Here is a 12,354-nt window from a genome sequence, read left to right as displayed (position 1 = left end):
ATATATCGAAAAAAAATGCCAGAATCTTGAGATCTCAAGATTCTGGCATTATCCGTTCAGTCATTATTATTGGAAATTACTGCAACCAAACTTTGAAAATCATCACGTAGTTCGCAAACGCGAATACAGCAAGCGATACGGTTGCAAATCCGATTGCGAATACGTTCTTCTTCGGACGAGCCATGAGCAAACGAACCCAACCGATGAAAATTACAATTGTAAACAGCAGCATCATAATATCCATTGGATCGAACTTTGTAAGGGTATTTGCTGCTTGTTCAGCAAGAAACATGGGTGAAGACCTCCTTATTTTCGCACGTAGCCTATATTAGTTATGTTAGCCTCATCACGGTCTCGATGCAAGTGACAATCGATAATCGTAACAAGTTTGTCACCATTTGGAGAAAGGACTCTTTTATAACCAGACCCTTCATTAATTATAATAAATTCTTATAATTGCACAGATGCAACTCATTGTCGCTAGGACTGAAGTGTGGTACGATTCTGTGTAGTATTCATACGAAAATCGTCGGATTTTCGAAAATCAACACGATAAGCTGAGCATAACATCCTTAGGAGGAACGAGCAATGCCCTATGAAGCCGTATGGATGAATGACCCAACCAAACTAAATAAATTTGAATTTATTAAGATGGAAAAAGACGGGCTCGATGTAATTCGCACCATTATCGACAAGTATTCGAAGGAAGGCTATGCCTCCATTCCCGAGGATGACATGAACCGGTTCAAGTGGGCCGGCGTCTATGAACAGAAGCCTAAAGACGGCTACTTCATGATGCGGATCCGAATCAATACCGGTATCATCACTTCCGCACAAGCACGTGCAATCGCTTCAATTGGCCGCGATTACGGTCGTGATCTAATTGACGTTACAACACGTCAAGCGATTCAGTATCACTGGCTTAAAGTCGAAGACCTGCCGGACATCTTTAACCGCCTTGAAGCGGTTGGCTTGTATTCCTACGAAGCTTGTGGCGACTGCCCGCGTACCATTGTAGGCAATCCGCTTGCCGGCATTGACCGCGATGAGCTGATGGATACTCGCGAGATCGTTGAGCAAGTGAATGATTTCTACCTGATGAACCGTGATTTTTCCAATTTGCCTCGCAAATATAAAATGTCCATTTCTGCAAACATCTATAACAATGCGAATGCCGAGATTAATGACCTTGCTTTCGTTCCTGCAACGAAAGTGATCGACGGCGAAGAAGTGATCGGCTTCCACGCGTATGTTGGCGGTGGCTTGTCTGCAAAGCCTCACATGGCGAAAGAGCTCGACATGTTCGTTCGTCCGGAAGAAGTACTGAAGGTCTCGATCGGCGTTACAACAATATTCCGTGACTACGGCTACCGTGAGAAGCGTCACCAAGCCCGTCTCAAATTCCTTGTCGCTGACTGGGGTCCAGAGAAGTTCCTCGAGAAGCTGAAGGAAATTATCGGGGACATGCCTTCCGCAGGCGAGAACAAAGTCGTTGGCTGGAATGCCGTTTACTACGATGGCGTTTACCCGCAGAACGAAGCGGGCTTGAACTTCATTGGATTGAACGTACCTGTTGGCCGTACAAACTCGGATGAGCTTGAGCAGCTTGCTGATGCAGCGGATCAGTTCGGCGATGGTAAGATCCGCACGACGATGTCTCAAAACATCATGCTGAGTGGCATTCCTGATGATAAAGTTGAAGAAGCGCTTGCTCTTCCTGTATTGAAGCGTCTCTCTCCTAAAGCAAGACCGTTCATGAGCCGTACGGTTTCTTGCACAGGTAACGAGTTCTGTAACCTTGCCGTTGTTGAAACGAAGGAACGTGCTCGCCGCGTTGCCGACTTCCTGGACGACCATATGGAGCTGGATGAGCGGATCCGTATCCACTTCATCGGCTGTCCGAACGCTTGCGGCCAGAAGCACATTGCCGATATCGGTCTGCAAGGCGCTTTAGTTAAGACGCCTGAGGGCATGGTTGACGCCTTCGATATCGCAGTTGGCGGTATCCTCGGTCCTGGCGCGAAGTTCAATGAATCGCTTAAGGGCCGTGTCAAAGGTGATGACCTTGGCTATGTGCTCGTGAAGCTGATCAACTTCTACAAAGAAGGTCGTGAGTCCGGCGAAACGTTCCATAACTATGTGAACCGTGTAGGCGTACCGGCGTTCCAAGAACGTCTGACTGAAATTTTAGCTAGCTAATGATTAAGGGGCTGAACATCCTGATGGATGATTCAGCCCCTTTTTTTGTTATGGATTACTTATTGCTGCTCTGGATGCTGATTGTTGTTCCGTTGCTGCTCTTTGTATACTGCACCACACTACCATAAGCTTCTGCGATGGTCCGAAGAGGCACATAAACACGACCGTTAATCAGCTCGGCTGGCTGTGAGATGGCGATAGTCTGATTCCGTACATAATCGGTGAATTTCTTCTCGCCGATTGCAATTGTGAAGCCTTTACGTCTTTCGCCAGGAGCATCTAAGTCGATCGTATCAATCTGGAGCGTTTGGACATTATTTAGGTAGTAAACCCCTTTAGATGCGACCGCGAATGGAAGAATCCTCGCTACATAACCTGCCCACAGCATGAATCGTCCGTTCTCAATCCGATAATCTCCTTGATTATCCAATTTCGTATTGTATCCATCCGGATAATGGATCGCAATCGGCTCCACTTTATTCTCAGCATGTGCCGACGGAATGCTGGAAGCGAAACAGGCTAAAGCAAAAACTGCTCCTACGCATATGGATAGATATCGTCGTCGTTTCAAGAATGGTTCCGCCCTTCTATTTGGCTTGTCACTATTGCTTGACGGTCTCTCTATGCAAAAGGTTTCAGCTTACGCAAAATGAAAAAACCCTTCGGACACAGACGACATATGTCTTCGTTGTCCAGAAGGGCTATAATTGTTAGTTCTCGATGCCTGCAGCCGCAACGCTTTCCACTTCGCGCTGCTTCGCAATGGTGCGTTCACGGTCGCGCTCTAGAATAGGCTTCAAGTAGCGGCCTGTATAGGAGCCTTCAACTTTAACGACAGCCTCAGGAGTGCCTGTTGCCACAATCATTCCGCCACCGTTGCCGCCCTCCGGCCCAAGATCGAGCAGATAGTCGGCTGTCTTGATGACATCAAGGTTATGCTCGATAACAAGCACAGACTCGCCGGAGTCGACTAGTCGGTGGAGCACGACGAGTAGACGGTCGATATCATCGACGTGGAGACCGGTTGTCGGCTCGTCGAGGATGTAGAGCATCTTGCCAGTGCTGCGGCGGTATAGCTCTGCCGCCAGCTTCACGCGCTGCGCTTCGCCTCCGGACAACGTCGTAGCCGGTTGGCCGAGGTTCATGTAGCCGAGACCAACGTCGAGCAGCGTCTGCAGCTTGCGGTGGATGCGCGGCACATTGCGGAAGAACTCGCATGCGTGCTCGATCGTCATTTCGAGCAACTCCGCGATGCTCTTACCTTTATATTTCACATCAAGCGTCTCGCGGTTATAGCGTTTGCCTTTGCAAATCTCGCACGGCACATAGACGTCTGGCAAGAAGTGCATCTCAATCTTAATAATGCCGTCACCGCGGCACGATTCACAGCGTCCGCCCTTGACGTTGAAGCTGAAGCGGCCCTTCTTATAGCCACGTACCTTCGCTTCGGTCGTCGACGCGTACAGATCGCGGATATCGTCAAATACGCCGGTATACGTCGCTGGGTTCGAGCGCGGGGTACGCCCGATCGGCGATTGGTCGATATCAATGACCTTCTCGATATGCTCGATTCCGCGAATCTCCTTGTGCTCACCTGGGCGAACCTTTGCTTTGTTCAAGTCGCGGGCAAGCGTCTTGTACAAAATATCGTTCACGAGCGTCGACTTACCGGAGCCGGAAACGCCAGTTACCGCTGTAAATACGCCAAGCGGAATCTTCGCATTCACACCACGCAGGTTGTTCTCCTTCGCACCGCGAACCTCCAGCCACTTGTCACTCGTCTCACGGCGCTTCAGCGGCACCGGAATAAACTTGCGGCCGCTGAGGTATGCGCCTGTGAGCGATTGCTCGTCCGCCATTACCTCTGCCGGAGTCCCCATGGAAACAACTTGACCGCCGTGAACGCCGGCGCCTGGTCCAATATCAATAATGTAGTCGGATGCGAGCATCGTATCTTCATCATGCTCGACGACGATTAGCGTATTGCCTAGATCGCGCATATGCTCAAGTGTCTGAATGAGCTTATCGTTATCGCGCTGATGTAAGCCGATGCTCGGTTCATCCAAGATGTATAGAACGCCCATCAGGCTCGAGCCGATTTGAGTCGCTAGACGAATTCGCTGCGCCTCACCACCGGAAAGTGTGCCTGCTGCACGGTTCAACGACAAGTATTCCAAGCCGACGTTTACCAGGAAGCCAAGACGGCTGTTGATTTCTTTCAGAATGAGATGAGCGATTAAACGTTCCTTCTCAGTCAGGTTCAGTCCATTGAAGAAACGCTCCGCTTCACCGATGGAGAGGGCCGTGACATGCGAGATATTCTGGCTGCCGATTGTAACAGCAAGGCTTTCCTTACGCAGACGATGGCCTTTACAGCCTCCGCAAGGCTTCGCGCTCATGTACTGTTCGATATGATCGCGGATGCCGTCGGAGCCCGTTTCCCGGTAACGGCGCTCCAGGTTGTTCACTATACCTTCGAAAGGCACATGTGCTTCCTTGGAATGGCCGAAGTCGTTCTCGTAACGGAACCGGACTCGCTCGCCGCCCGTTCCATAGAGCAGCTTCTTCATATGTTCAGATGATAGCTCGCTAATCGGTACATTACGGGGAATGCCGTAATGAAGGCATACCGACTCAAGAAACTGAGGATAGTAGTTAGATGTGCTGCCTGCCCATGCTTCAAATGCGCCCTCTTCAATCGACTTCGAGCCGTCTGGAACGAGCAGATCAGGGTCCACGATCATCTTCGCGCCGAGGCCGTCACAATCCGGGCAAGCACCGTACGGACTGTTAAACGAGAACATCCGCGGAGCCAGCTCATCGATACTGAAGCCGCACACCGGACATGCCAGGTTGGAGCTGAACAGCAGCTCCTCCTTCTCCATCACATCGACGATGACTTGGCCGCCTGAGAGCTTCGTCGCGGTCTCCAGCGAGTCTGCAAGACGGCTGTGGATGTCACTCTTCACGACGATCCGGTCAACGACAACCTCGACGTTATGCTTCTTATTCTTCTCAAGCTCAATCTTCTCGCTAAGCTCGCGCAGCTCTCCGTTTACGCGGACACGCACAAAGCCCTGCTTCTGCACATCAGCTAGCAGCTTCGTGTGCTCGCCCTTGCGTCCTGAAACGATAGGAGCGAGAATTTGCAGCTTCGTCCGCTCTGGATATTCCATAATCCGATCCACCATCTGTTGAACCGTCTGGGATGTAATCGTTATGCCGTGTTCTGGGCAGTGCGGCGTGCCGACACGTGCGAACAACAGCCGCAAGTAATCATAAATCTCTGTTACCGTACCGACGGTAGAACGCGGGTTACGGCTCGTTGTCTTCTGGTCGATGGAAATCGCCGGCGACAAGCCTTCAATGGAATCGACATCAGGCTTCTCCATCTGTCCGAGAAACTGACGCGCATAGGCGGAGAGTGACTCGACGTAACGGCGCTGCCCCTCGGCGTAGATCGTGTCAAAAGCAAGCGACGACTTGCCCGAGCCGCTAAGCCCTGTCAGAACGACGAACTTATCACGCGGAATCGTCACATCGATGTTCTTCAAATTATGGGCTCGCGCCCCTTTAATGACGATTGAATCATTAGCCATTTACTTAATCCTCCTAAAGGAAACTTCAAGTACATGAAATCTATCAATAATCGCTACATCCCGAGCTCGGCTTTCAGCTCAAGCAGCGCATCGCGCAGCTCCGCGGCTCGTTCGAACTGCAAGCCCTTCGCCGCTTCCTTCATCTCCGCTTCCAAGCGCTGCACCAGCGATTGGCGTTCCTTCTTCGACATCTTCTCGACGCCTACGCCGGTGAGGTAATCGCTCTTCTGCTCGGCAACCTTGGTCGCCGCGATGACGTCCTGCACTTTCTTGCGAATCGTCTGCGGCGTAATCCCATGCTTATCATTATAGGCGGTTTGAATGGTGCGGCGGCGCTCAGTCTCGCCAATCGCTTTCTCCATAGAATCCGTGATCCTATCCGCGTACATAATAACGCGGCCTTCGGAGTTACGCGCCGCACGGCCCATCGTTTGGATAAGTGACCGTTCGGAGCGAAGGAACCCTTCCTTATCCGCATCGAGAATCGCTACAAGCGAAACTTCCGGCAAGTCGAGACCCTCCCGCAGCAAGTTAATGCCGACAAGGACATGGAACACGCCTATCCGCAGGTCACGCAATATCGCAAGGCGTTCCAGTGTCTTAATATCCGAGTGCAAGTAGCGGACCTTAATCCCGACATCCTTCAAATAATCAGTAAGATCCTCTGACATCTTCTTCGTCAGCGTCGTCACCAGCACGCGCTCATCCTTAGCGATCCGATCACGAATCTCGACTAGCAAATCATCGATCTGCCCTTTCGTCTTACGTACCTCAATGGTCGGATCAACCAAGCCGGTCGGACGAATAATCTGCTCGACCATTGTCGGGCAGTGTTCCAACTCGTAAGGTCCTGGCGTTGCCGATACATAGACGACCTGCTTTACTTTGCCTTCGAACTCCTCGAAGCGAAGCGGCCGGTTGTCCATCGCGGACGGCAGACGGAAGCCGTGATCCACGAGCACTTCCTTACGCGCACGGTCACCGTTATACATCGCCCGAATCTGCGGAAGCGTAACATGCGACTCATCGATGATGATCAGTAGATCATCAGGGAAATAGTCCATCAGCGTATAAGGCGTCGCCCCCCGCTCACGGAATGTCAGCGGCCCCGAGTAGTTCTCAATGCCGCTGCAGAAGCCCATCTCCGCCATCATTTCCAGATCGTACCGTGTCCGTTGTTCCAAACGCTGCGCTTCAAGCAGCTTGCCCTGTTCATGGAGCTCTGCAAGGCGCTCTTCCAGCTCTGCTTCGATGTGCTTAAGCGCTACCTTCATCGTATCTTCATGCGTTACGAAGTGAGATGCTGGGAAAATTGCGACATGATCACGTTCCCCGATGACCTCGCCAGTCAGTACATCGATCTCCGTAATCCGTTCAATCTCGTCGCCGAACAGCTCGACACGCATCGCGCGCTCGTTATTCGCAACCGGGAAAATCTCGATTATATCGCCGCGCACGCGGAAAGTCCCTCGAATGAAATTAATATCATTGCGCTGGTACTGGATGTCGACAAGCTTATGAAGAATTTCGTCCCGCGACTTCTCCATCCCTACCCGTAAGCTCAGCACGAGCTTTCCATACTCCATCGGAGAACCGAGGCCGTAAATGCAGGATACGCTGGCTACGATAATGACGTCTCGACGCTCGAACAAGGAGCTCGTCGCCGAGTGGCGCAGCTTATCAATCTCATCGTTGATGCTCGAATCTTTCTCGATAAATGTATCTGAGGACGGGATGTAGGCTTCCGGCTGATAATAATCATAATAGCTGACGAAATAAGAAACCGCGTTGTCCGGGAAAAACTCCTTGAACTCGCTGCACAGCTGCGCGGCAAGCGTCTTGTTATGCGCAATAACGAGCGTCGGCCTGTTCAGCTTCTCAATGGTGTTCGCAATCGTATAGGTCTTCCCTGTTCCGGTTGCGCCAAGCAGCGTCTGATGCCGGGCACCAGCCTCGATGCCCTCAAGAAGCTGCCGAATCGCCTTAGGCTGATCGCCCTGCGGCCGGTATTCCGACTTCAGCTCGAAGAGCTTGCTCCCGTTTTGATGCTCATTCATCTCTTCCTACACCCCAATCCTACGTTTTCTATGAAAAAGTTCTATTAAATGTATGCCCAATATACACGTAAAAAATAGATTACCCTGCAAATTTCATCTTACCTTGATACATAAGAATATGTGTTCCCATAATGTATTTATTATACCGATTCAGGGCAGCCGATGCAATGAAAGGTTACAGCTTCTTGTCCCGAATTATACAATTAAAAAAACACCCCAGTACCGCTAGACAAGCAGCGGTCCCCTGGGATGTTCCATCCATCAACTCAATAAATTTATAACGGCGTCGTTGTTGTCGTCGACACGCCTGCCTGCCGTGATTTCGAAGCGCGCTTCTGACGAAGCAGATCGAAGAGCGAAGCCGGCGCCGCAACCGCGTACACATCCGCTTTATCATCTGGCGAAAGCACGACGCCAAGCTGGTGGTGTTCGCCTGCATAACGTGCTCGCTGAATGAATTTGATTTGCCCTTCGTGATTCAGCACCTCAAGCTTGCAGAAAGCGGAATTGACGTGCAGCGCTGCGTACAGCTCTTCTTTCGTACGAATCTTAACGCCGTTTACTTTATGCAGAATTTCACCCGTCTGTATCCCCATCGCCTCGGCTGGCGTGCCCGGAATTACCGCGAGCACCCGTAAGCCTTGATCAGTATGCACATAATAAGGCGAGCTTGATTCCTCCGTAAAATAGCTGATTGCAACGAGCGCTTCATGCAGCAGCAATGCGCCGAGCGCAGCTGCCAAGGTGAGCGGCGACCAGAATGAAGCGAGCACGGCGGTAATGCCAACACCGAGTCCGTAGATCAGCAGCCCCTTCGAGGCGCTGCGCGCTTTCGCCGCAGGCAGCAGGCTGCGAGTTAATTCACTGAATCCGATCATCATCGGGAACCCAATCATCGTAAGACCGCTGTTCCAGTTGGCACTGCCGTCTAGCAGCATCGTCCACGGTAGCGACAAATCTGTGCCGCTGCCCGCCGCAGCTGGCACCAGCATCAGCATCGGTACCGGCCAGTAGCCTTGCAGCGTATAGCCGCCGACAATTTTGCCACGTTTGCCTTCCAAGAAAAGCGGGCTCGCGAAGCGATCGCCCTGCCAGCGTACGAGCAGCGCCTCCGCCAAATGCATGAGCGCGACGAGCACAAGCAGGCCTGGAATATCGAGTCCTGCCATTGAAGCCGCCACAGAACCAAGCCAGTCCGTCCGGTCAGCCAGCGGCGTCCAACCAATAATCCACTGCAGCACCCCAAGCACGCCTACACTGTACGCGAAGCATAAATATCGCACACGCACGAGAACGAGTACTGCTGCCGTCCCCCACATCCACAATACCGCTTCTCCTGTTATCGTTACACCGAGAAACAGTCCTGCAAGGGACATAACAACTCCGACCGCAAGACCTGCCAGCATCGTTCGGACCAATTGATTCGGCCAAGCTCGCAAACGGACATGGAACAGCTTTCGTTCCAGCCTCGTTTGACGCATATATTGAAGCATGATGAGCAGCACAGCTACATAATAGAATGGGGAAAGCAAAAGTCCGACCGCCGCCGACCCTGCCAGGCGAAGTAATTGTAATGCTGCTTCCAACGCTTATCACTCCCTTAACATAAAAAAAGAAGGTTGCATCCGATTATCGGAGCTAACCTTCTTTACTATTCGACGCCTAACCCGCAATCTCCTGCAAACCCTTTAATTGGCTACACCGAGCTTCTGCTCCAAGACGCTAACCGCCTTTTGCAGCTGTGTATCGCTCGCTTCATCGCGAACCTTCTGAACGAGCAGCTCTTCCAGCTTCTCCGCGGTCGCTTTATCGGTAAAGCCTGTTACAGGCAGGCCTGCTTTCTGTTGGAAAGCTTGCACGCTCTGCTGAGTAACCTTGCTGTAATAGCCATCTTTACGATCTACCTTGTACCCAAGACCCGAGAGCATAATCTGCAGGCTCTTCGTATTCTCGTCGATCGTATCCGGCGCAAGCGTCTTCGTCTTATCCAGACGTGCAACCGTATAATAATCTGGCGGAAGCACTTCAACGTCAGGCTTCAGCCCTTTCTCATGTACCCAATTGCCGAGCGGTGTCAGCCACTTCGCAATCGTCATCTTCACCAGACTGCCATCTGCCAGCACCTTGTCATAGCTCACTTGAACCGTCCCTTTGCCGAAGGACGTCTCGCCGACAAGCACCGCATGCGCCTCTTCCTTCAGAGCGCCTGCTAGCACCTCCGATGCGCTTGCGCTCCCTTTGTTCATCAACACAGCGACCGGATAGTTCTTGCCTGTCCCGCTCGAGAGCGTCTTCTCACGATGGCCGGTCTTATCCTCGACCTGTACGATTGGCTCGCCTTTCGGCACGAACGGCTGCGCAACTGATACAACGACTGGCAGCACGCCGCCGGGGTTGCCGCGCACGTCGATGATGAGCCCTTTCAAATGCTGCTTCTCGAGCTTGGCCAATTCTTCCGCGAAGCGATCACCCGTATTGAGCGAGAATTGGCGAATCTCAATGATACCAATGCCATCGCTCCGCAGATGCGCATAGACCGTCTCGTAGTCGATATCATCCCGCACAATCGTCAGCTGCAGCGGTTGTGCATGCCCTGCCCGTTCGATGACGAGCTTGACCTTCGAACCCTTCGGCCCGCGGATCTTCGTTACCGCATCGTTCAGCGATAAGCCGTTCAGCGATACCCCGTTCACCGAGCGCAGTACATCGTTTGGCAGCACGCCTGCCTTCTCCGCCGGAGAGCCTTTAATCGCAGATTCTACCGTGATTTTGCCATCCTTCAGCTGCACGCCCGCGCCAATTCCAGTAAACGACCCTTCAATCGACTCCGAGAAATGCTGCGCAACCTCTTTCTTCATATAAACCGAATAGGGATCTCCGAGCGCCTCCATCATCCCGTTCACAGCGCCGTCGAGCACCTTTGTCCGATCCACTTCGCGAAAATATTTGTTCTCAATTAATCCGAGCACCGTGTTTAATTTCTGGAGCTCCTTCGTGGATAATCCACTGTTACTCATAGACGATTCCGATGACGCCGCACCTGCTGTACGGCTGCTCTCGATTGTGATGAATTGGTCGGCAACCGTCAAGGTTACTAGCGTTGAAGCCGCCATCGTGAGCAATATAAACGCCGCCACTGTCCGTCCTTTGAACTGCACATGAACACTCCTTTCTACCGCTGCACTATGCTCGTTATATGAGCGGAACATCTTCCCTAGTATACGACAAGCCGTACCCAATTATTTGCATCAGGTACGGCGTTGTCTGTTCGAATGAAGCCACTGCCCGCGTAGGCATGCTCCCATCCGTTATTTATCTCAGATAAGGCGCTGGATTGACAGCTTCCTCATTCTTGCGCACTTCGAAATGCAAGTGGTTGCCCGTCGAGTTACCCGTGCTTCCAACCTCGGCAATTTTCTGGCCTCGCTTAATCGACTGGCCCTTCTCGACCATAATGCCGCCATTGCGAATATGTCCGTAGATCGTCCATAAGCCGCCGCCGTGATCAATGATTACGCAGTTGCCGTACTCGCCCATCCACTGTGCAACGAGGACGATACCCGACTCCGCCGCATAGATCGACGTGCCTTTTGGTGCGGCCATATCCATACCAGTATGCAGCTTCCGTTTGCCCGAGATTGGGTGAATCCGGTAACCGAACGGCGAGGATAGATGATAGCTCACGTGAAGAGGCATGCCCAGCTTGCCGCCTGTGTAATACACTTTGATTTTGCGCTTCTTCGACTCAAGCTCAGATACTTTCTTTGCCAGCTTAATGAGCATCTCTTCCTGGTCGTCGCTGATTTCTTCGAGCTCTTCCGCCTGCTCACTATACTTCTGAACCATGACTTCCTTCTCGTTCTCTTTGTCCTTCAAGAGGTCATGATAGTCAGCCAGCTTGCCGTACATCTGTTTCACATCGCCAAGGGACTGCTCGATTTCCTTCTTCTTGGCAGTGATTGTCGCTTTATCCTTCTTGTGATTCTCCAGAATGTCCTGATCCTGGCTAAGAATCGATTGCAGCGAATCCATCCGGTCGAGGAAATCGCCAAAGCTCGTCGCACTGAGCAACACGTCCAAGTAAGAAACGACCCCGTTCGTGTACATGAGACGAATGCGCGACTTGAGCAGCTTGTCCCGCGTATTCAACCTCTTCTCAGCCGCCTCTAAATCCGTCCCGGCCAGCTGCAAATTCGACTCCGTCGTCTCAATCTGCGTCTGCACACTCGTAAGCTGCGTGCTCACATCATTAATTTGCTTCAAAACCTCATCGACCGACTTCGCCGTCTTCGCTTTCATCGAAAGCACATATTCTTTGTCCTTGGCCGCTTGATTGCGGTTATGGGTTGCAGCGCCCATTTCTTTACGAACTTGTGCAAGCTCCCGGTTGATCTTATCGACCTGCGAAGCAGCTTCTCCTTGATAAGGCTGGAAGATAAAGCCAGCGAATACGATGACAACTAGGAAAATAAGCCCTTTCCTCACGCTTGCATTCACGC

At 51.9% G+C, this 12,354-nt stretch carries 8 protein-coding genes; 1 reads left to right on the top strand and 7 read right to left on the bottom strand.

Annotated features, from left to right (window positions below; genetic code table 11):
* Positions 1–76: 76 nt before the first annotated feature.
* On the bottom strand, positions 77–292 hold the full coding sequence (locus BMY11_RS11800) for a hypothetical protein (protein WP_090575601.1): 216 nt from the start codon (positions 290–292) through the stop codon (positions 77–79).
* 296 nt (positions 293–588) lie between these two features.
* Between BMY11_RS11800 and BMY11_RS11795 the strand changes: the two genes are divergently transcribed.
* On the top strand, positions 589–2,199 hold the full coding sequence (locus BMY11_RS11795) for a nitrite/sulfite reductase (RefSeq protein WP_090575598.1): 1,611 nt from the start codon (positions 589–591) through the stop codon (positions 2,197–2,199).
* A 55-nt stretch (positions 2,200–2,254) separates the two neighbouring features.
* On the opposite strand, the gene BMY11_RS11790 is transcribed toward BMY11_RS11795, so the two are convergent.
* The 6 genes from BMY11_RS11790 to BMY11_RS11765 form a co-directional block, all read right to left on the bottom strand.
* Entirely contained in the window at positions 2,255–2,770 is a 516-nt protein-coding gene (locus BMY11_RS11790; RefSeq protein ID WP_090575595.1) for a stalk domain-containing protein, read from the bottom strand.
* A gap of 139 nt (positions 2,771–2,909) precedes the next feature.
* On the bottom strand, positions 2,910–5,798 hold the full coding sequence (gene uvrA, locus BMY11_RS11785) for an excinuclease ABC subunit UvrA (RefSeq protein ID WP_090575592.1): 2,889 nt from the start codon (positions 5,796–5,798) through the stop codon (positions 2,910–2,912).
* 53 nt (positions 5,799–5,851) lie between these two features.
* Entirely contained in the window at positions 5,852–7,855 is a 2,004-nt protein-coding gene (uvrB, locus tag BMY11_RS11780; protein ID WP_090575589.1) for an excinuclease ABC subunit UvrB, read from the bottom strand.
* Positions 7,856–8,130: 275 nt separating this feature from the next.
* Positions 8,131–9,441, bottom strand: a complete 1,311-nt coding sequence (locus BMY11_RS11775) for a PDZ domain-containing protein (protein ID WP_090575586.1) — start codon at positions 9,439–9,441, stop codon at positions 8,131–8,133.
* Positions 9,442–9,543: 102 nt separating this feature from the next.
* Positions 9,544–11,013, bottom strand: a complete 1,470-nt coding sequence (locus BMY11_RS11770; protein WP_090575584.1) for a S41 family peptidase — start codon at positions 11,011–11,013, stop codon at positions 9,544–9,546.
* A 154-nt stretch (positions 11,014–11,167) separates the two neighbouring features.
* Entirely contained in the window at positions 11,168–12,352 is a 1,185-nt protein-coding gene (locus BMY11_RS11765) for a murein hydrolase activator EnvC family protein (RefSeq protein WP_256217413.1), read from the bottom strand.
* Between the last annotated feature and the right edge of the window lie 2 nt (positions 12,353–12,354).

The sequence above is a fragment of the Paenibacillus sp. OV219 genome (assembly GCF_900110075.1).
Classification (GTDB): domain Bacteria; phylum Bacillota; class Bacilli; order Paenibacillales; family Paenibacillaceae; genus Paenibacillus_Z.
This window is presented reverse-complemented; position numbering and strand designations above follow the sequence as displayed.

What these genes read in the sequence shown, in the direction of transcription:
- BMY11_RS11800 (WP_090575601.1), bottom strand. Translation starts at nt 292, where the DNA reads ATGTTTCTTGCTGAACAAGCAGCAAATACCCTTACAAAGTTCGATCCA.
- BMY11_RS11795 (WP_090575598.1), top strand. Translation starts at nt 589, where the DNA reads ATGCCCTATGAAGCCGTATGGATGAATGACCCAACCAAACTAAATAAA.
- uvrA (WP_090575592.1), bottom strand. Translation starts at nt 5,798, where the DNA reads ATGGCTAATGATTCAATCGTCATTAAAGGGGCGCGAGCCCATAATTTG.
- uvrB (WP_090575589.1), bottom strand. Translation starts at nt 7,855, where the DNA reads ATGAATGAGCATCAAAACGGGAGCAAGCTCTTCGAGCTGAAGTCGGAA.